The sequence below is a fragment of the Kitasatospora sp. NPDC093679 genome (genome assembly GCF_040683455.1).
GTDB classification, from domain to species: domain Bacteria; phylum Actinomycetota; class Actinomycetes; order Streptomycetales; family Streptomycetaceae; genus Kitasatospora; species Kitasatospora arboriphila.
Genome location: NZ_JBFBDW010000017.1, coordinates 62,512 through 87,092, shown reverse-complemented (window position 1 = coordinate 87,092; position 24,581 = coordinate 62,512). Strand labels below are relative to the sequence as shown.

The window sequence follows — 24,581 nt, the reverse complement described above, 5'->3', positions numbered from 1 at the left end:
GCTCGTACATCCGATCTGCAAGAAGGACGAGGTCCCGCGGTGAAGAAGCTTCTCCTGGTCGCCCTGGTCGCCCTCGGCGGCTTCTTTGTCTACCGTCAGGTCCAGGCGGACCGCGCCGAGCAGGACCTGTGGACCGAGGCCACCGACCCGGTCCCGGCCGGTCGCTGAGACCCTGGACGATCTTCGTCGGTCCCGGTCCGGCCGGCCCGGCCGGGGCCGTGGTCGGCGGCCCGCTCAAGATTTCCGTCGGGAGCGGGTACGCTAGTGCGCAGTGCACGGCATCCGTGTGCTGTTGCTGGGGCTTTAGCTCAGTTGGTAGAGCGCTGTCTTTGCATGGCAGATGTCAGGAGTTCGAATCTCCTAAGCTCCACACACGGATCGGCCGCTGACCTGGAATCAGGTCGGCGGCCGATCGTCGTTTCCGGGGACGCGTGGGCCCGTGCCCTCGGGGATCCGCCCGGAGCGCCCGCGGGGTCAGTGCGGTTTGCGCGGGTCGTGCGGCTTGGGCCGCTCCTCGTCCGTCCCGCTCGGCGGCGGGGTGGGCTTGGGGGCGTCGTCGTCGCCCTGCTGGTCGTGCGGGACGGAGCCGTTGACCGGGGTGTCCGCGGCGGTCGCCGCCGTGCCGGTCGTGGCGGCGCCGGTCGTCGTGCCGGTCGTGGCGGCGCCCTCCGCGGTGCCGTTGTGCGCGCCCGCCGGGGGCTCGACCAGCCACTCCGGGTTGTTCTGCTTGCGCCACCACTGCCAGGCGCAGACGCCGGCGCCGATCGCGACGACGCCGCCGACCGCGAGGCCGGTCGCCCAGCCGCTGCGGTTCTCCTTCTTGATGTTCTTGGCGGCCAGCTCGCTGATCTCGGAGGCGGTCACGTGGCCCTGCAGCGCGGTGAGCGCCGCGGCGCCGCGGACCTGGGCCTCATGGGCGACCGGGACGACGGTGGCCCTGGCGCCGCTGTACGCGTCGGTGACCTTGGGGCCGAGGGTGGCCTTGGCCTGCCCGGCGGCCTTCGCTGCGTTGATCTTGGCGGCCAGCGCCGCCTCCTGGGCGCGGTGGACGGCCTTCAGGGTGCTCTGCTGCGCGCCCGGGGGCAGCGAGAGGAAGGCTTGCTCCAACTGCGGAGCGACGTGCTTGGCGTACTGAACGCGGGCCGCCTGCGCGGCCTGGGTGGCGCTGCTGCGGGCCTGTGCACCGGCCGCCGCGGCCTTCGGTCCGAGCGCCTCGACGGCCGGGCCGAACCGCTGCCTGGCCTCGTCCGCGTAGTGGAGCGCGGCGTCCTTGGCAGTGACGGCGTAAGCGGCGGCGGCTTCCTTGTTCCAGCCGGCGTTCTCGCGCGCTGAGTCCAGACGGGTCACGGGCTTCTCCTCTTCGGTGGCGTCCGGTATGCACATTTCCACCTCTTTCGAGATCATGCATCCCGTTACGGCGGGGGGCACGCCGGGCTGGGCCGTCCGCGGGGCCCGTGGGATGATTCCGGTGCCGAGTGACCGGAGCGACCCGGGGTGACACCCGGAACGAAGGAGGACGGTCGTGGCCCACGTGCGCACGGCGACCCTGAGGACGGACCAGGGCGACATCGTGGTCGACCTCTTCCCCTTCCACGCCCCTCGGACGGTGGCGAACTTCGTCGAGCTGGCCGAGGGCACCCGCGAGTGGGTGGACCCGGAGTCCGGCGAGAAGGTGGCGAGGCCGCTCTACGACGGCACCGTCTTCCACCGGGTGATCGGCGGCTTCATGATCCAGGGCGGCGACCCGCTGGGCGACGGCACCGGCGGCCCCGGCTACGCGTTCGCCGACGAGTTCCACCCGGAGCTGGCGTTCACCAAGCCGTTCCTGCTCGCGATGGCCAACGCCGGCCCGGGGACCAACGGCTCGCAGTTCTTCATCACGGTCGCGCCGGCCACCCGGCTGACCCGCAAGCACACGATCTTCGGCGAGGTCACCGACCCGGCCGCCCGGGAGGTCGTGAAGAGGATCGCCGCCGTGGCGACCGACGGCGACGACCGTCCGCTGCGGCCCGTGGTGATCGAGTCGGTGGAGATCACCCGGCGCTGAGCCGCTGGCAGTAGCCTGGACGGTCCCGGTGGTGCCCGCGCAGGGCGGCCGCCGGGACCTGTCACGAGGAGGGAATCCCGGATGCTTCCGGACGAGCCCGTACGTCCGCAGCCGGAGGGGCCGGCGCCGCTGCCGGGCTGCTACCGGCACCCCGAGCGGGAGACCGGGGTGGGGTGCTCCCGCTGCGGCCGGCCGATCTGCCCGGACTGCATGGTGAGCGCCTCGGTCGGGTTCCACTGCCCCGAGTGCGTGCGCGGCGATGCCGCGGAGCGGCGGCCGGCCAGGACCCTCTTCGGCGGGCTCCCGGTGACGGACGGTGCGCTGGTCACCAAGGCGCTGATCGCGGTCAACGCGCTGGTCTTCCTGGTGACGGAGTACCTCAGCCCGGAGTGGGGCGTCCGACTGGCGATGCTCAGCGGAACGCACGCCGGGGCCCTCCCGGTGCGCTTCGGCGTCGCCGAGGGGCCGGGGGAGTGGTACCGGCTGGCCACCGCGGTCTTCGTGCACGCCGGGCCGTTCCACATCCTGATGAACATGGTCTCGCTCTGGGTGCTCGGTCCCCAGCTGGAGCGGGTGCTGGGACGGGTGCGCTACCTGGCGCTGTACCTGCTGTCCGGCCTGGCGGGGAACGCCTTCGCGTACGTGGTGACCGGGGGCAACGTCTACTCGGTGGGTGCGTCCGGGGCGATCTTCGGGCTGCTGGGCGCCACGGCGGTGCTGTTCCGGGTGACCCGGACGCCGCTCGGGCCGGTGATCGCCCTGCTGGTGTTCAACCTGGTGATCACCTTCTCGGTGTCGGCGATCGACTGGCGGGCGCACGTCGGCGGGCTGATCGCCGGCGCGGTCACCGGCGCGGGGCTGATGTACGCGCCGCGGGCCCGCCGGAACCTCGTCCAGGGGCTGACGGTGGCCGGCGTGCTGGCCGTGGTGGTGCTGATGGTGGTGGTGGAGACGGCCCGCCTGGGGGCCTGAGGACGGCCGTGGAACGGGTCGTTGTCCACAGCGCGCGGCGGGTTGTGCACAGCTCGTTCCACCCGTGCTGTGCACTCGCCGGGTCTACGCGCGTCCCCCTCGGTGAATTCACGGTCCCGCGGAATGCGGGCCGCGGCCCGGCGGGGAAACGCGAACAGGTTATCCACAGGCTGGGGCGAGTTTTCCCCAGTGTGGATAACCGTGTGGATAAACGTACGATCGCCCGGACGGCGGGCAGCGAAACGCCCCCCCGGACGGGCCGGGGCGGCGGCAGGCTGAACGGATGCGCCGCGCTGCTACTTCCACTGCGTGGAGACGCCGAATCCCGCCGCGATGAAGCCGAAACCGACCAGGATGTTCCAGTTGCCCCAGCTGCCGACCGGCCAGTCGCCGCTCGTCACGTAGTAGGTGACGATCCACACCAGGCCGATGAGGAAGAACGCCAGCATCAGCGGGGCGACCCAGCCGCGGCCGGAGCTGATCTTCACGGCGGTGGTGGCCGGCGGCGTGTAGTCGGCCTTCTTCCGGACTCGGGACTTCGGCACGAGGGGCTCTCCTGTCGATGCGCTGTGACCGCGCGGTGTGCAGCGGAGCGGGGCGGCTGTGTGGGGCCGGTCCGTAGCGGGAGACGTGCTCCGCACATGCCACCGGCGTCCGTTAGCGTAGTGGTTCGCCGGGTCTGAAGGAGATAAGGGTACGGTGCCTAATTCCATGATTCCCCCTTCTCCGGCAGTTCGCCGCCCCTCGCGCATCCGAATTGTCGGCCGTGCCCTGACCTGCACCGTTTTCGCGCTGGCCGGTCTGCTCTTCTACATCAGTGCCCGCACCGCCCAGGGCACCGACCTGCGCACCGACGACTCCCTGCTGCGGCTCAGCGACGTCATACAGCAGCGCAGCACCCAGAACCAGCAGATCCAGGCGCAGATCGGCGGCCTGCACGACCAGGTCGACCGGCTGGCCGGCGACGGGAGCCAGGACCCGGCCGACACCGCGCACCTGGACGCGCTGGAGCGGACGGCCGGACTGGAGCCGCTGCGCGGCCCCGGCCTCACCGTCACCCTCAACGACGCCCCGCCCAACGCCACCGCCCGCATCCCCGGCGTGCCCGACCCCGGCGTCAACGACCTCGTCATCCACCAGCAGGACATCCAGGCCGTGGTCAACGCGCTCTGGCGGGGCGGCGCCGAGGGCATCCAGGTCATGGACCAGCGGCTGATCGCCACCAGCGCGGTGCGCTGCGTCGGCAACACCCTGCTGCTGCAGGGCCGGGTCTACTCCCCGCCGTACGTGATCCGGGCGGTCGGCAGGACGGACGCCCTGCGCACGGCGGTGGACGCCGACCCGGCCATCAAGAACTACCTGCAGTACGTCGCCGCCTACGGTCTCGGCTGGAAGGTCCAGGAGAGCGGCGACCTCACCGTCCCGGGCTACCAGGGCTCGGTGGATCTCTCGGCCCAGGCCGCTCGTTAGGGGGTGCGGAAGGCGACGGACGGCGTGCCCCGGCGGTACGGCGTCTAATCTGGTCCCCGAACCCGATCCGAGGAGCTCGATGTACGGCTGGCTCTGGCGCCACCTGCCGGGGAACACCCCGGTCCGCGCGATCATCTCGCTGCTGCTCGTCCTCGGGGCGGTCTTCGTCCTGTTCACGTACGTCTTCCCGTGGGCCGAACCGCTGCTGCCCTTCGGCGACGTCACGGTGGAGAGCGGCACCGGCTGACCGGCCGCCGCCCCCCGTCCCTTGCCCGATCCGCACCCGGACCCACCCCAGGAGAAGCACGCATGAGCTCCGCCGGCTCGCCCCGGATCCTCGTGGTCGACAACTACGACAGCTTCGTCTTCAACCTCGTCCAGTACCTGTACCAGCTGGGCGCCACCTGCGAGGTGGTGCGCAACGACGAGGTGACCGTGGAGCACGCCGTGCGCCGCGCCGGGGACGAGGGCTTCGACGGGGTGCTGCTCTCCCCCGGCCCCGGCACCCCGGAGGAGGCCGGCGTCTGCGTCGAGATGGTGCACCACTGCGCCTCGACCGGTCTGCCGGTGTTCGGCGTCTGTCTCGGCCTGCAGTCGATCGCCGTGGCCTACGGCGCCGTGGTGGGCCGCGCGCCCGAGCTGCTGCACGGCAAGACCTCGCTGGTGGAGCACGAGGACGGCGGCGTCTTCGAGGGCCTGCCCTCGCCGATGACCGCGACCCGCTACCACTCGCTGGCGGTCGAGCCCGGCACCGTGCCTGACGGCCTGGTGGTGACCGCACGGACGGAGAGCGGCGTGATCATGGGCCTGCGCCACCGCGAGCTGCCCGTCGAGGGCGTCCAGTTCCACCCCGAGTCGGTGCTCACCGAGGGCGGCCACCGGATGCTGGCCAACTGGCTCGCCGAATGCGGGTTCCCGGAGGCGGTCGGACGGTCCCGCGGGCTCGCCCCGGTCATCGGCCGGAGCTGACGCGGTGACCGCCGTACGCCCGGAGGGGGGCGGTCAGCCGGGTCGGGGGGCCGACGACTGGGGCGTCTACGAGTCCGCCGACCTGCCGCAGTCGTTCCCGCAGCAGGCTCCGCAGCAGACCCCGCCGCAGCCGGGGTCCCACCGTGACGCGGCGCCGGGCGTCCGGGCCGAACCGCAGTTCGCCGAAACGCAGTTCGGCGGTCCGCAGTTCGGCGGCCCGCAGTTCGACGACCGGACGATGCAGCTGCGGACGGTTCCCGAGACGGCAGTGCCCGCGGCGCCCGCCCCCGGGGGCCGCGCCGAGCGCCGCCGGGCGGCGAGCGGGCTGGGCGCCCCCGGCACCGGCCGGCGCCGGGCCCCGGGCGGCTCCGGCGCCGCCGCCCGGCCGCGGCCGCAGGAGAAGAAGCGCGTCGTCGTGGCCCGGGCGGTCGGCGAACTCTTCATCACCCTCGGCCTGGTGATGCTGCTCTTCGTCGCCTACCAGCTGTGGTGGACCAACGTGCAGGCCGACGCCTCGGCGAACGCCGCCGGGGACCGGCTGGAACAGCAGTGGAACAGCGCCCCGCAGCCCACCGGGACGCCCGCGCCCGGTGCGGCGCCCGCCGGGCAGTTCGAGCCCGGCAAGGGCTTCGCGCTGCTGTACATCCCCAAACTGGGCCTCAAGTACCCGATCGCCGAGGGCACCCAGAAGCAGCAGGTGCTCGACAAGGGCCTGGTCGGCCACTACACGGGCACCGCGATGCCGGCGGACAAGGCCGGCAACTTCGCGATCGCCGCGCACCGCACGACGCACGGTCAGCCCTTCCGCAAGATCGGCCAGTTGGCGCCCGGCGACAAGATCGTGGTGGAGACCGCCACCACCTTCTACACCTACGAGGTCGCCGGCGGCATCCCGGAGACCCCGCCGACCAACGTGACGGTCATCCAGGCCGTCCCCAAGGGCTCGCCGTTCACCCAACCGGGTCGTTACATCACGCTGACCACGTGTACACCCGAGTTCAGCGCCCGTGGACGCCTGATCGTGTTCGGGAAGATGCTCGAGGAACGGCCGAGGAGCCAGGGCAAGCCCGCCGCGCTCACCGGCTGATCCCGCACCCCGGGAGGCCCTGCCGTGAGTCCTGTGTCCGTCGGTCGTCGGATCCGGGCGGTGGTCGGCGCCGCGGGCGAGCTGATGATCACACTCGGGGCGGTGATCGCCCTCTTCGCGGTGTACTCGGTCTGGTGGACGGACCTGGTCGCGGACCGGCAGACCGCGCAGCAGGCGGCCCGGCTGCGGGCCGGCTGGAGCGCCCCGCCGCCCGCCGGGGGCCGGGCCCGGTCCGCCGGCGCCGTGGGCTTCCTGCACGTCCCCGCGCTCGGCCGGGGCAACGAGGTGCTGATCCGGGCCGGCACCGGTGCCGACGTCCTGGACACCGGCGTCGCCGGCCTCTACGAGGCGCCGTACCGCTCCGCGATGCCCTGGGACCCGGTCGGCAACGTCACCCTGGCCGCGCACCGGGACGGGCACGGCGCCCGCTTCCACGACCTCGACCGGCTCGGCCCCGGCGACCCGGTGGTGATCGAGACCGACGACCACTGGTACGTCTACCGGGTCGACGGCGTCCTGCCGCAGACCTCCCCGGACGACACCGGCGTCATCGCCCCCGTCCCCGAGCGATCGCCGTACACCCGGCCCGGCCGCTACCTCACCCTGACCACCTGCACGCCGGTGTACACCTCGCTGTACCGGCTGGTGGTGTGGGGGAGCCTGCAGCGGGTCGAGCCGGTGGACGCCCGCCGCACCCCGCCGCCCGAACTGACGGCCTGAAGGACCGCTGCGGCGGCCCGGGAACGCGGAAGGGGCCGCGCGGTGCTTGCGCGGCCCCTTCCGTGGACTTCGGTCCGTCAGTTGCCCGTGGGCGGGCCGTCACCGGCCCGGGTGGTCAGACGGACGACCGAGCCCGCGTCGACCGGGGTGCCGGACGGCGGGTCGCTGCTCAGCACGATCGCGTTGTCGTCCTGCGGGCCGAAGACGACCTGCGGCTGGAGGCCCTTCTGGGTCAGCAGCGCGAAGGCCTGCTTGTAGGTCTTGCCCACGAGGATCGGCACCGAGGGCTTCTCCGCCAGCTTGCCGACCGTGATGGTGACCTGGGCGCCCTTCTTCAGCTGGCCGCTCTTCGGGTTCTGGTCGAGGACGACGTCCACCTGGGCCGGGTCGGTCACCGTCTGGGTGGCGACCTTGACCGTCAGGCCGGCGTCGGTGATCGCCTGGCTGGCCGCGTCCTTGGTCTGGCCGGTCACCGGCGGCACCGCGACCTTGCCGGCGCCGCCGGAGATGGTCAGGGTGATCTGCGTGCCCGCCGCGGCCTTGCCGTTCGGGCTGTACGAGATGACCTTGTCCTGGGCGACCGAGTCGTCGTTCTTGATCTCGGTCTTGACCGTGAAGCCCTTGCCCGTCAGCGTCGTGGTCGCCGCGTCCACCGACTGGCCGGTGACGTCCGGGATGTCCGTCTCCACCGGGCCCGAGGACAGGTGCACCTTGATCGGCGTGTTGATGTCGATCTGCGAGTTGGCGACCGGCTCCTGGGTGCAGACCTGATCCTTCTGGATCTTGGCGTCCGGGCAGGCGATCGGGGTGCCCTGCTGCACCTGCAGCTTCTCGTTCTGCGTCTTCGCCTTCGCCTGCGCGTCGGTGAAGCTCAGGCCGACCAGGTTCGGCGCGGTCGTCTTGCCGCCGCCGCCACCGCTGTTCAGCATCGCCTGCACGACGAAGAACGCACCCACCAGCACCAGCACGGCCGCGACGGCCAGCACGATCCAGGAGGTGTTGTTCTTCTTCTGCTGGCTCTGCCGGCGGCTGCCGCGGCCGTAGTTGTCGTCGTCCTCGTAGCCGCCGCCCCGGCCGCCGGAGCCGCCGTAGCCGTCGTCCTGCGCCTGGGGCGGGTAGCCGTAGCCCGGCTGCTGGGAGCCGACCTGCGGCAGCATCGTGGTCGGGCCGGCCGCGCCCTGCTGCGGCAGCAGGTTGGTCTGGCCGTACGGGTCGTACTGCGCGGCGCCGCCCTGGTCGTAGCCGTACCCGGCGCCGCCCATGCCGTACGCGGCGGCCTGCTGGGCCGCGGCCACCGGCAGGCCGTCGAGGAAGCGCTCGATGTCGTCGCGCATCTCGTCGGCGCTCTGGTAGCGGTAGTCGCGCTCCTTGGCGAGCGCCTTCAGCACGATCGCGTCGACCTCGGGGCGGACCTCCGGGTCGAACGCGGACGGCGGCTGGGCCTCCTCCCGCACGTGCTGGTACGCCACCGCCACCGGCGAGTCGCCGACGAACGGCGGGCGCACGGTCAGCAGCTCGTACAGCAGGCAGCCGGTGGAGTAGAGGTCGGAGCGGGCGTCGACCGTCTCGCCCTTGGCCTGCTCGGGGGAGAGGTACTGGGCGGTGCCGATGACGGCCGAGGTCTGCGTCATCGTCATGCCGGCGTCGCCCATCGCCCGGGCGATGCCGAAGTCCATCACCTTGACGTTGCCCTGGCGGGTCAGCATCACGTTGGCGGGCTTGATGTCGCGGTGGACGATGCCGGCGCGGTGCGAGTACTCCAGCGCCTGCAGGATGCCGATCGTCATCTCCAGCGCGCGCTCCGGCAGCAGCCGGCGGCCGGAGTGCAGCAGCTCGCGCAGGGTCGAGCCCTCGACGTACTCCATCACGATGTACGGGATGGAGATCCCGTCGATGTAGTCCTCGCCGGTGTCGTACACGGCGACGATCGCGGGGTGGTTCAGCGAGGCCGCGGACTGCGCCTCGCGGCGGAAGCGGGCCTGGAACGACGGGTCGCGTGCCATGTCCGCGCGGAGGGTCTTCACGGCGACCGTGCGGCCGAGCCGGGTGTCATGGGCCAGGTAGACCTCGGCCATGCCGCCGCGTCCGAGGACGCCGCCGAGCTCGTACCTGCCGCCGAGGCGACGAGGCTCTTCCATAGTTCCGACCCTCTCCCTCACCGGGTGGTGAGGATGTGACGTAGGTGACCCCGCACGCACTGTTGGACGCTTGCCACCGCCACAGCGGTTCTGCGGCGCCGACCCCGCGGCCGGAGCCGCGGCTCAGCAGTGGGTACACCCGCTGCTGGCGGATACGCTACCGGGCGAACCCGTGGCAACCCGAACAGCCTGCCAGCTGAGACCAGACCGGTATGCACCGGAACGGTCCCACTGTGACGATTCCCTCAGGTCGTCGGGCCTCGGATCCTCGGGGCGGGCGCCCGCTGCTACTTGCCCTGCACCACCGCCTGCATGATGCTCTTTGCGATCGGGGCCGCGATCGAACCGCCGCTGATCTCGTTCCGGTCGCTGTCGCCGTCCTCGACCACGACCGCCACCGCGACCTGCTTGCCGTCCGCGCCCTTGGCGTAGGACATGAACCAGGCGAACGGCAGGCCGCTGTTGTCCTGGCCGTGCTGGGCGGTGCCGGTCTTGCCGCCGACCGTGACCCCGTCGATCTTCGCCTTGGTGCCGGTGCCGTTCTGCACCACCGACTCCATCAGCTGCTGCAGCTTCTGGGCGGTGGTCGCCGAGACCGCCTGGCTCATGACCTTCTCGGAGTGCTTGGACACCACCGCGAGGGTGCTGGACCGCTCCTGGTCGACCAGGTACGGCTCCATCAGCGTGCCGTTGTTGGCGATCGCTGCGGCCACCATCGCCATCTGCAGCGGGGTGGCCCGGGTGTCGTGCTGGCCGATGGCGTCCATCGCGGTGCCGTCCGGCGCCGAGTTGGACGGGAACACGCTGGCGGAGGCCCGGATCGGCACGTCCACCTTGGCGTTGTTGAAGCCGAACTTCTCCGCCTGCGCCCGGAGCTTCTGCCCGCCCAGCTCCGAGCCGATCTTGCCGAAGACGGTGTTGCAGGACAGGTCCATGGCGTCCTGCAGCGTGGCGTTGGTGCAGGGCTCGGTCTTGCTGGCGTTCTTCAGCTCGGTCTTGGTGCCCGGCAGGAAGAACTGCTCCGGGGTGTCGGTCTTGTCCCCGGGGTTCTGGAACTTGCCGTCCTCGAACGCGGCGGCGGCGGTGACCAGCTTGAAGGTCGAGCCCGGCGGGTACGTCTCGCGCAGCGCCCGGTTCAGCAGCGGCTTGTTCGGGTCCGCGTTGACGGCCGTCCACGCGTCCTGGTCCGCCTTCGAGCTGCCGGAGAACTTGCCCGGGTCGTAGGACGGGGTGGAGACCAGGGCCAGGATCGCGCCGGTGCGCGGGTCGAGGGCGACCGCCGCGCCCTTCTTGTTGCCGAGGCCCTCGAAGGCGGCCTTCTGGGCCTTGGCGTCGATCGTGGTGACGACGTCGCCGCCCTTCTTGTCGTCACCGGTCAGCATGTCGAGGGTGTTCCGGAAGAACAGCCGCGAGTCGGTGCCGGCCAGGATGCCGTCCTCCAGCGACTCCAGCTGGCTGGTGCCGAAGGACTGCGAGGAGTAGCCGGTGACGTGGGCGTACATCGGGCCGTCGATCCAGCTGCGCTTGTACTTGTAGCGCAGGCCGTTGACGAAGTCCGAGTTGGTGACCGCCTGGCCGCCGACGACGATGTTGCCGCGCGGGTAGGCGTACCGGTCGTACTTGTTGCGGTCGTTGTTCTTGTTGGTCGCCCAGGCGTGCGCCTGGACGCCCTGCACCCAGTTGGTGCGCACCATCAGGGCGAGGACGAGGATCAGGCAGAAGACCGAGACCCGGCGGATGGGCTTGTTCACGTGTCGGATCCCTTTCAGGCCGAGGCCGGGGCGGTGGCCGGCTCCGGTTCGGCGGCCGGGCGGCGCGCGCTGTCGCTGATCTTGAGCAGGATGGCGATCAGGGCCCAGTTCGCCACCACCGAGGAACCGCCCTGGGCGAGGAAGGGCATCGTCATGCCGGTCAGCGGGATCAGGCCGGTGACGCCGCCGGCGACCACGAAGACCTGCAGCGCGAACGCCGAGGACAGGCCCACCGCGAGCAGCTTGCCGAACGGGTCGCGGGCGGCGACGGCCGTCCGCAGGCCGCGCTGCACGATCAGGCCGTACAGCAGGAAGACCGCCATCATGCCGGTGAGGCCGAGCTCCTCGCCGAACGAGCCGAGGATGAAGTCGCTCTTCGCGGCGAACTGGATCAGCCACGAGCGGCCCTGGCCGAGGCCGCTGCCCGTGACGCCGCCGGAGCCGAAGGCCATCAGGGTCTGGCCGATCTGCTCGCTGGTGCCGGGCGGCGGCGGGTCGGCGAAGGCCGCCATCGGGTCGAGCCAGGAGTTGATGCGGGTCTGCACGTGCGACTCGACGGAGGCCACCACCGTGGCGCCGCCGATCGACATCACCAGGCCGAAGACGATCCAGCTGGTGCGCTCGGTGGCGACGTACAGCATCACCACGAACAGGCCGAAGAACAGGAAGGACGAGCCGAGGTCGGTCTCGAAGACCAGGATCAGGATCGACAGCAGCCAGACCACGATGATCGGGCCGAGGTCGCGGCCGCGCGGCAGGTACAGGCCCATGAAGCGGCGGCTCGCCAGCGCCAGCGCGTCCCGCTTGACCATCAGGTAGCCGGAGAAGAACACCGTCAGGATGATCTTGGCGAACTCGCCGGGCTGGATCGAGAAGCTGCCGATGTGGATCCAGATCTTGGCGCCGAAGTCGCCCGCCCGGGCCGGGAAGAACGCCGGCGCGGCGAGCAGCACCAGGGCCACCGCCATCGAGATGTACGTGTACCGCTGCAGGATCCGGTGGTCCTTCAGCAGCACCATGACGCCGATGAAGAACGCGATGCCCAGGCCCGACCACATCAGCTGGTTCGCGGCCGCCGGGAAGTTGTTGGCGAGCAGCTTGCCGGCCTTGTCGAGCCGCCAGATCATCACCAGGCCCAGCCCGTTGAGCAGGGTGGCCAGCGGCAGCAGCAGCGGGTCCGCGTACGGCGCGAACCGGCGCATCAGCAGGTGCGCGACCAGCGCCAGGGCGCCCATGCCGAGGCCGTACGCCAGCATGCCGGCCGGCAGCGAGCCGTCCATCGCGAGGCCCACGTTGGCGTAGGCGAACATCGGCAGCACCACCGCGAAGCCGAGCATGGCCAGCTCGGTGTTGCGGCGGTTCGGCGCGTTCTGCGGCGTGATCGTGGTGTTGCCCCGCCGCGCGCCGCGGCGGTCGGTGTCGCTGTTGCTCAGGTCAAAGGTGCTCACGTGTAGGCCGCTCCCCGACGGCTGAGTCCCCTGGCGGGGTCGGTGCTAGGGGGTCGGGCAGGAGGACGCCAGCTGCTTCTCCTGCTCGGTCAGTTCGGGCGTGGTGCCGGGGTTGCCGGTGCTCAGGGTGTCGGTGCTCGGACTCGGGCTCTGGCTGACCCCGGGGGCCGGGGTCTCGTTGCGGAAGCCCACCTGGGTCAGCGCCGTGCCGGAGGCCGACGGGGCGGCCGCCGACGCGGTCGGGCTCGGGCTCGCCCCGGGCTGCGGCGTCGCGCCGCCGCCGGTGGTGCCCTGCGCCGGCTTGGCGCCCTGCGCGACCTTCTTGCAGACCGAGGCCTGGGTGCCCAGGGTACGGACCTGCTCGCGGGCGTCCGCCAGGCTCTTCGCCTGGATGGTCTTGGTGACCTGCGTCCGCTGGTAGGTCGGCAGGAACTTGAGTTCGATGTCGTCGTGCTGCTCGTACACCGAGGACAGGCTCAGCCCGGCCAGCGACTGGTTGAGGCCGCGGTAGACCGCCACGCCCTCGCCGTCCGCACCGACGTAGTACTGGTCCTGCGTCCACTTCCAGCCGACGTACCCGCCGGCGCCCAGCAGGCCGAGCACGGCCAGCACCGCCAGTGAGACCTTCAGCTTCCGGCCCTTGCGCTTGCGCCGGGACGGGCGCTCGCCCTCGTACGGCTGCGCGTCGGCGCCGTAGCCCTCGGCCGCGCCGTAGCCGTCGTCCTCGTAGCCCTCGGCGGGGCCGAAGCCCGCCGCCTCGTAGCCGCTGGCCGGGCCGAACGCGCCCTGCGGGGCCTGCGGGCGGCCGAGACCGGCGGCGCGGCCGGCCGGGGTGTTCAGCAGGTTGTGGTCGCCGTGGTGCGGCTGCGCCTCGGCCACCGCGCCGACGACCACCGGGATGTCCGCGAGCTGGCCGCTCAGGGTGTCCGTGGCGCCGACGTCGATGACGTCCGCCACGATGCAGGTGATGTTGTCCGGGCCGCCGCCGCGCAGCGCCAGCTGGATCAGCTCCTGGACCGTCTGCTGCGGGGCGTAGTAGCTCCCGAGCGTGGCCTCCAGGGTCTGGTGGCTGACCGGTCCGGACAGGCCGTCGGAGCAGATCAGGTAGCGGTCGCCGGCCCGCACCTCGCGGATCGAGAGGTCGGGCTCGACCTGGCCGCGGCCGTCCAGCGCGCGCATCAGCAGCGACCGCTGGGGGTGCGTCTCCGCCTCCTCCGGCGTGATCCGGCCCTCGTCCACCAGCCGCTGGACCCACGTGTGGTCCTGGGTGATCTGGGTCAGCGAGCCGTCCCGCAGCAGGTACGCCCGGGAGTCGCCGATGTGCACCAGGCCCATCCGCTGGCCCGTCCACAGCATCGCGGTGAGGGTGCAGCCCATGCCCTCCAGCTGCGGGTCCTCCTCGACCATCTGCCGCAGCCGGTCGTTGGCGCCCTGGACGGCGTCGCCGAGCAGGGTCAGCAGGTCGGCACCGGGGACGTCCTCGTCCAGCCGGACGATCGAACCGAGCACCTCCGAGGAGGCGACCTCGCCGGCCGCCGCGCCGCCCATGCCGTCGGCGACGGCGAGCAGCCGCGGACCGGCGTAGCCGGAGTCCTCGTTCCCCTCCCGGATCAGGCCCTTGTGGGAGCCGGCGGCGAAGCGCAGCACCAGGCTCATGCCGTCGCCGCCCCCTTCCGGGCCCGGGCGGTGACGACCGTGCCGTGGGCGCGCACGGCAGCGGCAGCGCGGCGCCCGCGCTCCCGGCTGGTCTTGGACGGGGTGGTGTCCCTCATGCGCCGCTACTTCCGCAGTTCGATGACGGTCCGGCCGATACGGATCGGCACGCCGGGCTGGAGCGGCATCGGCGCGGTGAGCCGCTGCCGGTCCAGATACGTGCCGTTGGTGGAGCCTAGATCCTCCACCGTCCACTGCCCAGTCTGATCCGGGAAGATCCTGGCATGGCGGGAGGAGGCGTAGTCGTCGTCCAGCACGATCGTCGAGTCGTGCGCCCGGCCGAGCGTGATGGTCTGCCCCTGCAGGGCGACGGTGGTGCCGGCCAGCGAGCCCTGCACCACCACGAGGTGGGTCGGCGCACCGCGGCGCTGGCGCGGCTGCGGCGGCGCGGCGGCCTGCCCGCCCTGCTGGGGCGGACGGCCCGTGGACGCGGTGGCGGCCGCGGTCCGCCGCGCCGTGCGCGGGTTGACCTTGGTGCCGAACAGGTCGCTGCGGATGACCTGGACCGCGACGATGACGAACAGCCACAGCACGGCGAGGAAGCCCAGCCGCATGACCGTGAGGGTCAGTTCTGACATGAGTGGCCCGCTCTACCCTTCGACCTGTCGGTAGACGATGGTGGTGGACCCGAGGACGATTCGGGAGCCGTCGCGGAGCGTAGCGCGCTGGGTGTGCTGTCCGTCCACCACGATGCCGTTGGTGGACCCGAGGTCGAGCACCATCGCGGGCGTCCCCGGCCGGATCTCCGCGTGCTTGCGGGAGACCCCGGGGTCGTCGATCCGGATGTCCGCCTCGGTGGAGCGGCCGAGCACGCACGCGTTGCCCGTGATCTGGTGCCGGGCGCCGTTGACCTCCACCCAGCGGCGGGTGTTCGCACCGCTGTGGCTGGCACCCGGGAAGGGGCGGACGTTCCCGCCGGCCGCGGGCGGACCCTGCGGCGCCGCCGGGGGAGCGGGGGGCGGCGGCGGCGCACCGTACGGCGCCGCGCCCTGCTGCTGCCACGGCGCACCGGGCGCGGGCGGGGTCGGCCGCCGCTCGTAGCCGCCCGGGGCGGCCGGCGGCTGCGGCACCTGCCCCGCGGGCTCCTCGCCGGCCAGGGTGCGGCTGCGCACCCGGTACAGGCCGGTGTCCAGCTCGTCGGCCTTCTCCAGGGTCACCTGGAGCGGGCCCATGAAGCTGTAGCGCTGCGCCTCGGCGTACTCGCGGACCATGCCGGCGAGCTCGGTGCCGAGCTGGCCGGCGTACGGGCTGAGCCGCTCGTAGTCGTGCGGGCTGAGCTCGACGATGAAGTCGTTCGGGACGACCGTGCGGTCGCGGTTCCAGATGGTCGCGTTGTTGTCGCACTCGCGCTGGAGCGCGCCGGCGATCTCGACCGGCTGGACCTCGGACTTGAACACCTTGGCGAAGGTGCCGTTCACGAGACCCTCGAGCCGCTGCTCGAACTTCTTCAGGACTCCCACGGGGCACCCCCTTCCAGGGCGTCGGCCGGGCCGCGCTCGCGGGCCGGGTTGCGGTTTTCCGTACTGATCGTATCCACGTCGGGCCCATCCGTACGGTTCCCCGGGAACGTGGTCCCGGGGCGTGAGACCGGGCACACCGCCCGCCACCTGCCCGGCAGGGGGCCGGGCGGGGGCGTGCGCCGGGTGCGGACAGCCGTGCGGAGGGAGCCGCACGGCATGCGGGAGGTACCCGCAGCGGGCCCCGATCATCCCTCGGTCACCCGTTCGTCCGCCCCGCGTCGGAGCGGTTCCCCGGGGTGCGGGGAAACGGATTCGGAGGTAGCCCGCGGGCCGTGCTAATGTTTTCCACGTCGGAAGGGGCGCCCGAGAGGGAGCCGAACGGAAGACCGGGCGAGATGCGGTAAGGTTCTCGTCAGGTCGGAAGAGCGGGAAGCATCTTACGACAACACCCATGCGCGGGTGGCGGAATAGGCAGACGCGCTGGATTCAGGTTCCAGTGCCCGAAAGGGCGTGGGGGTTCAACTCCCCCCTCGCGCACAGCGAAGCCCCGCAGATCTTCGGATCTGCGGGGCTTTCTCGTTTTCCGGCGACGACATCCGCGGCAATTCCCCTCCGTGCGGACGCCCGGGGCGGCGGCGGAATTCCCGCCGGAGCACCGGCCGCACCCGGGGCGCGGCCGGTGCCGGGGTTCAGTCCGCGGCGGCCGGGAGGGCGGCCCGGACGGTGAAGCCGCCGTCCGCGGTGGGGCCGGCCACCAGGGTGCCGCCGAGCAGCTGGGCCCGTTCGCGCAGGCCGACCAGTCCGTGCCCGCCGCCGGGCAGCACCGGCCGGTCGGAGGCGTCCTCGGGCGGCGGCGCGTTCCGCACCTCGACCAGCAGCCGGGAGCCGCCGCCCGCCACCCGGACGGACACCGCGGCGCCGGGCGCGTACTTGGTGATGTTGGTCAGCGCCTCCTGGACCGTCCGGTACGCGGCCCGCTCCACCGCCTCCGGCCAGTGCCGGCCGCCGGTGGAGAGGTCGCTGGTCACCGGCAGGCCGCTGCCGTCGATCAGCTTCGGCAGGTCGGCCAGCCGCGGCTGCGGGGCGAGCGGTTCGGAGGGCTCGACGCCCGCGGCGCGCAGCACCCCGACCATCTGGCGGAGCTCCTGGAGGGTGCGGACGGCCAGCTCGCGGATGGTCGAGGCGGTGTCCTTGGCGGCCGGGTCGCCGGTGGACACCTGCAGCGCACCGGCCTGGATGGAGATCAGGCTGACCTGGTGGGAGACCACGTCGTGCATCTCGCGGGCCAGCCGGGCCCGCTCGGTGGCCAGCACCCGCTCGGCGAGCAGCCGGCTCTCGCGCTGCTGGCCGCGGGTGAGCTCGTCGAGGCGGTGGGCGAGCTCGCGCCTGGTGCGGGCGAGCAGGCCGAGTGCGGCGGGCCCGGCGGCCAGCATCACGCACTGGATGGCGTACAGCGCGTTGTCCCGGTCGAGGGCGAGCGGGTGGTCGGCGAGCGGCCAGTGGAAGAACTCGACCAGGGCGAAGGCGGTGGCGCAGGCCGCGGTGACCCTCAGCGCCGCCCGCTGCGCGGCGACCGTGTAGACCGCGGTCATCGGCGCCAGCCAGATGTAGTTGACGAACGCCCCGGGCAGGGTGAGCAGCAGCACCGTCACCGGGAGGCGGCGGCGCAGCAGCAGGGCGAGCGCGGCCAGGACGGAGAGCGCCGCCTCCCACCACTTGGCGCCCTTGGAGACCAGGGCGGCGTCGACGAGCGAGATCAGCACCGGCAGCAGCAGCATCAGCCAGGTCGCGGTGCACCAGGCCGGCAGGGCTCTGGGGCCGGTCATGCGCCCGGGCCGCCCTGGGCGCGGACCAGCCCGGCGCGGTGGGCGACCACGGCGGCCTGGACCCGGTTCGCCGCGCCGAGCTTGGCGAGGATCGCGCTGATGTGGTCCTTCACGGTGCCGGTGCCGAGGTAGAGGCGGTCGGCGATCTCCGCGTTGGACAGGCCCTCGCCGAGCAGGGCGAGCACGTCGAGCTCGCGGGTGGTGAGCTGGCGGGCCAGCGCGGCGGCGTCCGCATCGGGGCCGCCGCCCTCGACGTAGCCGTTGATGACCGTGCGGGCGACGGTGGGCGAGAGCATGCTGCCGCCGGCGGCGAGCACCCGGACGGCGTGCACCAGCTGCTCGGGGGCGGTGTCCTTCAGCAGGAAGCCGGCCGCGCCGGCGCGCAGGGCGGTGCCGATGTACTCGTCGGTGTCGAAGGTGGTGAGCATGGCCACGGCCGGCGGGTCGGGCAGGGCGCGCAACCGGCGCAGCACGCTGATGCCGTCCAGGTCGGGCATCCGGATGTCGAGCAGGACGACCTGCGGGCGCAGCTCGACGGCCTGCTGCTCGGCCTGGCCGCCGGAGCAGCCGCCGACCACCTCCAGGTCGGGGGCGGAGCCCACGATCAGGCCGAGGCCCGAGCGGACGAGGACCTCGTCGTCCACGATCAGGACGCGGATCGGTGGCATGGCTCTCCTCGGGCGTGCGCGGCTCGTCTTCGAGCCTAGGGGCCGGCGGGGCGCGATCCGGTCCACCGGCGGGGTGGTGACCCCCGCCGTTCGGCGGGGGTCGGAATCCGCTACCGGATTCACGCAATTCTCATCCGGGGTGGGGAACCATGGAACACGGAGCCCCCTGTGGGCCCTGGCCGCTCGGAGACCGGGTGTGCGGGCCGCTCCGTCCCTCCCGGGTGTCGTACGGATGCGTCCCCCACGTTGATCGTCTGCAATTGGAGCTGTGTCCACCGTGAAGCCGGCGCCCACCGCCGTTCCCGCGCATGTCGGATCCCCGTCCGGGCTGCTCGCCCGGTGGCGGCCGAGGGCCGCCGCGACGACGGTCTGGTACCTGAGGCTGCTGGCCCTGCTGAACCTCGTCGCGGTGCTGGCGGTGCCGTTCCGGGACCAGGTGCAGGAGCACAACGAGGGCGAGTACTTCACCCCGTACCTGCTGACGGCCGGTCTGACGACCGTGCTGCTCTCGCTCTTCCTCGCGGTGGCGATGCGGCGCCGCAAACGGGCCGCGTGGATCTTCAACGCGGCGGTGTCGGGGCTCTTCTCGGTGCTGTACCTGCTGCTGATGCTGGTGCCGGACAGCCCGTTCGCGGACCATCCGGTGAACTGGTTCTCCACCGTGCTGACGGTCGGCTTCTTCCTGGCGCTGCTGGTCGGCCGACGGGAGTTCACCTCCAAGGGGGACCGCTCCAACCCCAAGACCGGGGTGGCGACGTTCATCGGCGGCCTGCTGTTCGGCGGCGTGGTCGGCGCGACCCTGGTGCAGCTGACCAACGCCGTGCACGGCGCGGAGTTCGGCACCCGGTTCGGCTACGCGGTGGCCCGGATGGTGACGATCACCCCGTCCGGCCGGCTGGCGGACGAGATCTCCGTGCCGACCTGGGTGAACGCCTTCATCAACGCGATGGGCGCGGTGCTCTTCCTGCTGGTGCTGTACCTGGCCTTCCGCAGCCCGCGCGGCCAGGAGCTGCTGACCGCGCAGGACGAGGTCCGGCTGCGCGAGCTGCTGGAGCGGCAGGGCGAGCGCGACTCGCTGGGCTACTTCGCGCTGCGCCGGGACAAGGCGGTGATCTTCTCGCCGTCCGGCAAGGCCGCGGTGGCCTACCGGGTGCTGGGCGGCGTCTCGCTGGCCTCCGGCGATCCGATCGGCGATCCGGAGGCCTGGCCGGGGGCGATCGACGCGTGGCTGGAGGAGGCCCGCGAGCACGCCTGGGTGCCGGCCGTGATGGGCGCCTCCGAGGAGGCCGGCGTGATCTACGCCCGGCACGGCCTGGACGCGCTGGAGCTGGGCGACGAGGCGATCGTCGAGGTCGACGAGTTCTCGCTGGACGGGCGCGCGATGCGGGTCGTCCGGCAGGCGTACAACCGGGTCAAGCGGGCCGGGTACACGGTGCGCATCCGGCGGCACGAGGACATCCCCGACGAGGAGATGGCGGAGCTGCTCGACAAGGCCGACCACTGGCGGGACGGCCAGACCGAGCGCGGCTTCTCGATGGCGCTGGGCCGGCTCGGCGACCCGGACGACGGCCGCTGCGTGATGCTGGAGTGCCACGACGGGGACGGCGAGCTGCGGGCGTTGCTGAGCTTCGTCCCGTGGGGCCGCAACGGCCTCTCGCTGGACCTGATGCGCCGGGACCGCGACAGCGAGAACGGCCTGATGGAATTCATGGTCATCGAACTGCTGCAGCGCGCCGACGAGGTCGCCCTGGAGCGGGTTTCGCTGAACTTCGCGATGTTCCGCTCGGTTTTCGAGCGCGGTTCCAAGCTGGGTGCCGGTCCGGTGCTGCGGCTGTGGCGCTCGGTGCTGGGATTCTTCTCCCGTTGGTGGCAGATCGAATCGCTGTACCGGGCCAATGCGAAGTACCGGCCGATCTGGGAGCCGCGTTATCTGCTCTTCGAGAAGAGCAGCGAGATTCCGCGGATCGGCATCGCCAGTGCGCGCGCCGAGGGCTTCATCACGGTGCCGAGTCTCCCCGTCCTCTTCCGTCGCCGTCACGTCCGGGCCGCCGCGCAGGCGGTGTCCGGCGGGGGGGCGGCGGCGGAGCGGGACGGGTAGGGGTAGTCCCTCCGCCGGGGGGCGGAGGGCCACCGCCGATCGGGGGGTGCGGCCGCGTCCGGTGGTCGCCCCCCTCCGACTTGAGGATGATCCGCGATTCGCCTCGCAAGGTGACGCCCCCCGTTTGTCCGATGCCTACCGTGGATGTATCGGCGGGAGAAACCCCGGCCGTACGGGAAATGTCCCGGGAATTGCACGGCGGGGCGCGGGGGTGCCCGGCCGGAAACGGACGGGGAGATTCAGCGGTGGATCGGATGGCTCGTGCGGGGGGCGTACGACCGGGTGTCGGACCGGTGGCGGTCCGGGCCGCGGTCGCGGAGTGGGGCACGCTGATCGGAATCGTCCGCGCGCACGTGCGCCGGCACCGGTTCGCCTCCGTCCCGCTGGCCACCGCGGCGACCGTGCTGGTGCTGCTCTTCTCCGTCGTCCAGCACCTGCCGGGCGGCGAACGGCTGGTCACCCAGGTCGGCGTCGTGCGGGCCGCGCTGCCGCTCGGGATCTCGCTGCTGCGGACACCGCTCTCGCTGTACGTCCCCGCGCTGGACCTGCCGGTGTGGGGCGCGCTCGTCCAGGTCTTCCTGGTCTTCGGGATCGCCGAGATCGTCCTCGGCCGCCGCCTCACCGTGGCCGTCGCCTACGCCTGCACCCTGGCGGGCACGCTCTTCGCCCGGATCGGCGTGGAGCTCGGCCCGGAGCACCTCTTCGGTTTCCCCACCTGGGTGGGCCACGTCCGGGACACCGGCCCGTCCGCGGCCGTGGTCGCGCTGGCGGTCTGCGTGGCGATCCGCTGCCGGGCCTGGTGGACGGGCGGCGCGGTGGTGCTGGCGATGGTCGTCGAGGCCGTGCTGCTGCCGAACCTCGCCGGGCTGGAGCACGTCGTGGCGGTGCTGGTGGCCGGGCTGATCGCGGCCTCGCTGGAGGTCTTCGGGCAGTTCTGGCCGCGGGTGCTGGCCGGGGTGGGCGCGGCCGCCTCCGTGGCCGCCGAGGGCGGCCCGCGGACGGCGGTGCCGCTCGTCCGCTGACCTGGTGCGCCGGGGCCACCCGGCCCCGCCGTACGGCCCCGGGCCGTACGGCGGCGCCCTTCAGCCCCTGGGCAGTGCCAGTTCGAACCAGACCACCTTGCCGACCGCCTTGCGGGCGGTCCCCCAGCGCTCGGCGAGCTTGCTGACCAGGTGGAGCCCCCGGCCGTGTTCGTCCAAGGAACCGGCGGGCTCCAGCGACGGCAGGTTGTGGTTGTCGTCGCTGACCTCGACCAGCAACTTGTCGACCCTGATCAGCTGCAGCTGGACGTGGTCCCTGGCGACCCGGACGGCGTTCGTCACCAGCTCGCTGACCAGCAGTTCCACCGTGTCGTCCACGGCGTCCAGCCCCCATGTGGCGAGCTGGCCGCGGACCAGCGACCGGGCCCGGCGGACCTCGCCCTCCGCGACGGCGAGCTCCCAGGTCGCCACCTCGCTCGGCGGCACGCCGTCGAAGCGGGCGACCAGCAGGGCCACGTCGTCGGCCCGGTCGTCGGTGTGCAGCCGCTCCAGCACCGTGTCGCAGGCCTCGTCCGGGGTCTGCTTGGGGTCGATCAGGTTGCCGCAGAGCGCGGCCAGGCCCTCTCCTATGTCACCGCCCCGCACCTCGACCAGGCCGTCGGTGCACATCACCAGCATCGAGCCGTCCGAGACGTCGATCCGCTTCGCCACGAACGGGACCCCGCCGACGCCGATCGGCGCGCCCTCCGGGATCTCCAGCAGCTCGCCCCGGCCGTCGGGGTGCACCAGCACCGGCGGGACGTGCCCGGCGCTGGCCAGCTCGCAGGTGCGGTTGATCGGGTCGTAGACCGCGTACAGGCAGGTCGCCAGGTGGTCGTCGCCGAGCTTGTGGGCCAGGTTGTCCAGGTGCCGCAGCAGCTGGCCGGGCGGCAGGTCCAGCGCGGCGAGGGTCTGCATGGCGGTGCGGAACCGGCCCATCGCGGCCGCCGAGTGCAGGCCGTGGCCCATCACGTCGCCGACCACCAGGGCGACCCGGCTGCCCGGCAGCTGGATCGCGTCGAACCAGTCGCCGCCGACCTCCGCCCGGGAGTCGCCCGGCAGGTAGCGGTGCGCGATCTGCACACCGGGGATCCGCGGCGGCCGGGTCGGGATCATCGACCGCTGCAGGGTGGTCGCCACCCGGGACTCCGCCCGGTGCAGCCGGGCGTTGTCCAGCGACAGCGCGGCCCGGGCCGCCAGCTCCTTCAGGGTGGCGGCGTCGGACTTGTCGAACGGCGAGCGGTCCGGCAGCCGCAGCAGCTTCAGGATGCCCAGCACCGTGCCCCGGGCGGACAGCGGCAGCACCAGCATCGACCGGCCGACCACCACCGGCACCAGGTCCGGCCCGCCGCCCAGCGAGGCCGCGTAGTCCACCGCCACGTCCGGGTCGATCACCGGTACCAGCACCGGCTGGTTCTCCTGCAGGGCGAGGCCCGGCGGCGTGGAACGGGGCATCGCGAGCAGGGCGCCCTCGTCCAGGACGTGGTCCCAGTGGCCGGGGGAGCTGTTCACCGCGCGGGCGACCCGGCGCAGCATCGTCCGGTCGTCCGGGCGTTCGTCGGGCAGCTCCGAGTCGGAGATCAGGCCGTCCAGGAGGTCGACGCAGGCGAAGTCGGCGACCCGCGGGACGAGGACCTCGCACAGCTCGCGGGCGGTCGTGTCGAGGTCCAGGGTGGTGCCGACCCGGTTGCCGACCTCGCTCAGCAGGGCCAGCTGCTCGCCGGCCTGGCTGACGGTCAGCACCTCGACGGACGGCGGTGCTGGCGGTGCCGGGACACCGGGGGTGTCGTAGGGGTGTCCGTCCGGCCCGTCCGATCGGCCCTGCGGCGGAGCGGACCCGACGGCGGCCCTGACGGGCGCGGTGCCGTTGGCGGTGGACTCGATGGCTGGGCCTCCCTGGCTCTGGCCGTTCGCGGTGACCGCCCCGGACTCGCGCTGCCCGGGCACGGTGGTGCCGATCCCCCGCCCGTCCTCGGCGCCGCGCGGCGCCCCGGCGGGCAGGACCTGCAGGCCGATCGTGCGGCGCCCGCCGGGCGCGGCCGGATCGGCCGGGCGGCGGGCCGCCCGGGGCCGGTCGGCGCGCTGCTGCGGGGTCGGGTACCGGCGGACCAGTCCGGCGGCGACCCGGGCCGCGCCGCGGCCGGCCGGCTCGTAGGGGAGGACGGGCAGTCTGGTCGCCGCGTCCACCCAGAGCGCGGGCACCCCGGCCGCGGCGACCTGCCCGAGCAGCCGTCGGCGGCGCTCCTCGGAGCCGCGCGGCAGCAGGCCGTCCAGCTGCGCCGCACCGCCCGGTCCGACCGGGGCGAAGGCGGGGGAGACCCGGTGGAAGGCGCCGGTCGCGGCGGGCGCCGCGGCGTACGCCAGCAGCCGCTCGCCGAGCGCTATCCGCGGCCCGCCGGCCCGTAGCGGCCGGGCGTCCGCGGCCAGCGCCAGCAGGCTGCGGCCGGCCGGCTCGACCAGCGGGTACGCCCACCAGATGACGTCGCGCAGCCGCTCCTCGCGGTCGACCACGGCCATCGCGCCCGACCAGGCGGCGTCGGGCCGGGTCAGGTCGTCCAGGGTGTCCAGGGCGTCGCAGCGCCGCGGCGGCGTGCCCGGACGCGGCGCCCCGGTCTCCGGGCGGGGTTCGACGGCGGGCAGCAGACCGGAGGCGGTGCGGCCGCAGGCGACCTCCGCCCGGTGTCCGAAGAGCTCCTCCGCGGCGCGGTTCCACAGTGCGATCCGGCCGTCCGGGTCGACCATCACCGCGGCGACGCGCAGCAGGGCGACCACTCCGGAGGGGGGGTCCCCCGCGGCCCCTCCCGCCGTCGGTGCGGAGTTCGGCTCGTCCACCATCGGTTCGGTCTGCTCCCGCCTGGCCGCCCTGCCGGGGAGCGGCCGCCGTGTCGGCGCGGCGCACCGGCTCCTTGTCCCCGGCCGCTCCTGCGTGTCCCATCCTTCTGTACGCGGGCCCCCGGGCTGCGCTCGGCCACAGGCGCGGCGCAGGACGGAGGCACCCTCCAGCGAAGCACGTGCGAGCCCGGCTCCGACAGCGAATCGCGGAGATTCCTCGGTATCAGTTGCGTGTCGCTGGGTGAGCGCCCGTGTGCGCTGCGGGTTCAACCGGAAGGGGTACCGGGACGCGGGCCCGGCGGACCGGTCCGGCCCCCCGGTAGGGTGGCAGGCTCGGAGACCGGGTGCATGCGGAGGCGGACT

General features: G+C 72.9%; 21 protein-coding genes and 2 tRNA genes. 12 read left to right on the top strand and 11 right to left on the bottom strand.

The features are described 5' to 3' along the window. Positions 1-39: 39 nt before the first annotated feature. Complete coding sequence (locus tag AB0O09_RS16840) at positions 40-168, top strand: DLW-39 family protein (RefSeq protein WP_014137031.1); 129 nt, start codon at positions 40-42, stop codon at positions 166-168. Between the two features lie 129 nt (positions 169-297). After that, positions 298-370 (top strand) — tRNA-Ala (locus tag AB0O09_RS16835). Positions 371-474: 104 nt separating this feature from the next. Here the strand turns inward: AB0O09_RS16835 and AB0O09_RS16830 are convergent. Beyond that, entirely contained in the window at positions 475-1,347 is an 873-nt protein-coding gene (locus tag AB0O09_RS16830; protein WP_363542429.1) for a DUF5324 family protein, read from the bottom strand. Positions 1,348-1,522: 175 nt separating this feature from the next. Between AB0O09_RS16830 and AB0O09_RS16825 the strand changes: the two genes are divergently transcribed. Then, a complete protein-coding gene (locus AB0O09_RS16825) occupies positions 1,523-2,047 on the top strand; it encodes a peptidylprolyl isomerase (protein ID WP_363542428.1) in 525 nt (174 codons plus the stop codon). 81 nt (positions 2,048-2,128) lie between these two features. Beyond that, a complete protein-coding gene (locus AB0O09_RS16820) occupies positions 2,129-3,019 on the top strand; it encodes a rhomboid family intramembrane serine protease (RefSeq protein WP_363542427.1) in 891 nt (296 codons plus the stop codon). A 296-nt stretch (positions 3,020-3,315) separates the two neighbouring features. Here the strand turns inward: AB0O09_RS16820 and crgA are convergent, their stop codons facing one another. Beyond that, the gene (crgA, locus tag AB0O09_RS16815) at positions 3,316-3,564 is read right to left on the bottom strand and encodes a cell division protein CrgA (RefSeq protein ID WP_344623025.1); all 249 of its coding nucleotides are present in this window, start codon (positions 3,562-3,564) and stop codon (positions 3,316-3,318) included. A 166-nt stretch (positions 3,565-3,730) separates the two neighbouring features. Between crgA and AB0O09_RS16810 the strand changes: the two genes are divergently transcribed. From AB0O09_RS16810 to AB0O09_RS16790, 5 genes are all read left to right on the top strand, one after another. Continuing rightward, complete coding sequence (locus AB0O09_RS16810; RefSeq protein ID WP_363542426.1) at positions 3,731-4,489, top strand: DUF881 domain-containing protein; 759 nt, start codon at positions 3,731-3,733, stop codon at positions 4,487-4,489. A gap of 79 nt (positions 4,490-4,568) precedes the next feature. Beyond that, positions 4,569-4,736, top strand: coding sequence for a hypothetical protein (locus AB0O09_RS16805; protein WP_363542425.1), 168 nt, complete (start codon positions 4,569-4,571; stop codon positions 4,734-4,736). Positions 4,737-4,798: 62 nt separating this feature from the next. Beyond that, a complete protein-coding gene (locus AB0O09_RS16800) occupies positions 4,799-5,458 on the top strand; it encodes an aminodeoxychorismate/anthranilate synthase component II (protein ID WP_363542424.1) in 660 nt (219 codons plus the stop codon). A 4-nt stretch (positions 5,459-5,462) separates the two neighbouring features. Further along, positions 5,463-6,545 (top strand): class E sortase, encoded by a 1,083-nt coding sequence (locus AB0O09_RS16795; protein ID WP_363542423.1) that lies wholly within the window; start codon positions 5,463-5,465, stop codon positions 6,543-6,545. Between the two features lie 24 nt (positions 6,546-6,569). Further along, the gene (locus AB0O09_RS16790; protein ID WP_363542422.1) at positions 6,570-7,265 is read left to right on the top strand and encodes a class E sortase; all 696 of its coding nucleotides are present in this window, start codon (positions 6,570-6,572) and stop codon (positions 7,263-7,265) included. A gap of 77 nt (positions 7,266-7,342) precedes the next feature. On the opposite strand, the gene pknB is transcribed toward AB0O09_RS16790, so the two are convergent. The 6 genes from pknB to AB0O09_RS16760 all read right to left on the bottom strand — a co-directional run bounded on the left by pknB (position 7,343) and on the right by AB0O09_RS16760 (position 15,775). After that, positions 7,343-9,403: a Stk1 family PASTA domain-containing Ser/Thr kinase gene (gene pknB / locus AB0O09_RS16785; RefSeq protein WP_363542421.1), complete on the bottom strand. Its 2,061-nt coding sequence runs from the start codon at positions 9,401-9,403 to the stop codon at positions 7,343-7,345. A gap of 287 nt (positions 9,404-9,690) precedes the next feature. After that, positions 9,691-11,154, bottom strand: a complete 1,464-nt coding sequence (locus AB0O09_RS16780; RefSeq protein ID WP_363542420.1) for a penicillin-binding protein 2 — start codon at positions 11,152-11,154, stop codon at positions 9,691-9,693. Between the two features lie 14 nt (positions 11,155-11,168). Then, positions 11,169-12,536, bottom strand: a complete 1,368-nt coding sequence (locus AB0O09_RS16775; RefSeq protein ID WP_344623085.1) for an FtsW/RodA/SpoVE family cell cycle protein — start codon at positions 12,534-12,536, stop codon at positions 11,169-11,171. A 111-nt stretch (positions 12,537-12,647) separates the two neighbouring features. Beyond that, positions 12,648-14,258, bottom strand: a complete 1,611-nt coding sequence (locus AB0O09_RS16770) for a protein phosphatase 2C domain-containing protein (protein WP_363542419.1) — start codon at positions 14,256-14,258, stop codon at positions 12,648-12,650. Positions 14,259-14,380: 122 nt separating this feature from the next. After that, positions 14,381-14,893 carry an FHA domain-containing protein gene (locus AB0O09_RS16765; protein ID WP_363542418.1) on the bottom strand — a complete coding sequence of 171 codons (513 nt, stop codon included), beginning with the start codon at positions 14,891-14,893 and terminating at the stop codon, positions 14,381-14,383. A 12-nt stretch (positions 14,894-14,905) separates the two neighbouring features. Continuing rightward, positions 14,906-15,775: a DUF3662 and FHA domain-containing protein gene (locus AB0O09_RS16760; RefSeq protein ID WP_363542417.1), complete on the bottom strand. Its 870-nt coding sequence runs from the start codon at positions 15,773-15,775 to the stop codon at positions 14,906-14,908. A gap of 453 nt (positions 15,776-16,228) precedes the next feature. On the opposite strand from AB0O09_RS16760, the gene AB0O09_RS16755 reads away from it, so the two are divergent. Then, positions 16,229-16,312: transfer RNA gene (locus tag AB0O09_RS16755), tRNA-Leu, on the top strand. 152 nt (positions 16,313-16,464) lie between these two features. On the opposite strand, the gene AB0O09_RS16750 is transcribed toward AB0O09_RS16755, so the two are convergent. Further along, positions 16,465-17,601, bottom strand: coding sequence for a histidine kinase (locus AB0O09_RS16750; RefSeq protein ID WP_344623036.1), 1,137 nt, complete (start codon positions 17,599-17,601; stop codon positions 16,465-16,467). Next, positions 17,598-18,269: a response regulator transcription factor gene (locus AB0O09_RS16745; RefSeq protein WP_363542416.1), complete on the bottom strand. Its 672-nt coding sequence runs from the start codon at positions 18,267-18,269 to the stop codon at positions 17,598-17,600. Before AB0O09_RS16745 ends, AB0O09_RS16750 begins: the two co-directional genes overlap by 4 nt. 328 nt (positions 18,270-18,597) lie before the next feature. Between AB0O09_RS16745 and AB0O09_RS16740 the strand changes: the two genes are divergently transcribed. Together AB0O09_RS16740 and AB0O09_RS16735 are read left to right on the top strand one after the other, a co-directional pair. After that, entirely contained in the window at positions 18,598-20,367 is a 1,770-nt protein-coding gene (locus AB0O09_RS16740) for a phosphatidylglycerol lysyltransferase domain-containing protein (protein ID WP_363542464.1), read from the top strand. Between the two features lie 293 nt (positions 20,368-20,660). Further along, on the top strand, positions 20,661-21,389 hold the full coding sequence (locus AB0O09_RS16735) for a hypothetical protein (protein WP_363542415.1): 729 nt from the start codon (positions 20,661-20,663) through the stop codon (positions 21,387-21,389). Positions 21,390-21,449: 60 nt separating this feature from the next. On the opposite strand, the gene AB0O09_RS16730 is transcribed toward AB0O09_RS16735, so the two are convergent. Next, positions 21,450-24,221 carry a SpoIIE family protein phosphatase gene (locus tag AB0O09_RS16730; RefSeq protein WP_363542414.1) on the bottom strand — a complete coding sequence of 924 codons (2,772 nt, stop codon included), beginning with the start codon at positions 24,219-24,221 and terminating at the stop codon, positions 21,450-21,452. Positions 24,222-24,581: the final 360 nt, after the last annotated feature.

What these genes read in the sequence shown, in the direction of transcription:
- AB0O09_RS16820 (WP_363542427.1), top strand. Translation starts at nt 2,129, where the DNA reads ATGCTTCCGGACGAGCCCGTACGTCCGCAGCCGGAGGGGCCGGCGCCG.
- AB0O09_RS16810 (WP_363542426.1), top strand. Translation starts at nt 3,731, where the DNA reads ATGATTCCCCCTTCTCCGGCAGTTCGCCGCCCCTCGCGCATCCGAATT.
- AB0O09_RS16805 (WP_363542425.1), top strand. Translation starts at nt 4,569, where the DNA reads ATGTACGGCTGGCTCTGGCGCCACCTGCCGGGGAACACCCCGGTCCGC.
- AB0O09_RS16800 (WP_363542424.1), top strand. Translation starts at nt 4,799, where the DNA reads ATGAGCTCCGCCGGCTCGCCCCGGATCCTCGTGGTCGACAACTACGAC.
- pknB (WP_363542421.1), bottom strand. Translation starts at nt 9,403, where the DNA reads ATGGAAGAGCCTCGTCGCCTCGGCGGCAGGTACGAGCTCGGCGGCGTC.
- AB0O09_RS16770 (WP_363542419.1), bottom strand. Translation starts at nt 14,258, where the DNA reads ATGAGCCTGGTGCTGCGCTTCGCCGCCGGCTCCCACAAGGGCCTGATC.
- AB0O09_RS16765 (WP_363542418.1), bottom strand. Translation starts at nt 14,893, where the DNA reads ATGTCAGAACTGACCCTCACGGTCATGCGGCTGGGCTTCCTCGCCGTG.
- AB0O09_RS16750 (WP_344623036.1), bottom strand. Translation starts at nt 17,601, where the DNA reads ATGACCGGCCCCAGAGCCCTGCCGGCCTGGTGCACCGCGACCTGGCTG.
- AB0O09_RS16745 (WP_363542416.1), bottom strand. Translation starts at nt 18,269, where the DNA reads ATGCCACCGATCCGCGTCCTGATCGTGGACGACGAGGTCCTCGTCCGC.
- AB0O09_RS16730 (WP_363542414.1), bottom strand. Translation starts at nt 24,221, where the DNA reads ATGGTGGACGAGCCGAACTCCGCACCGACGGCGGGAGGGGCCGCGGGG.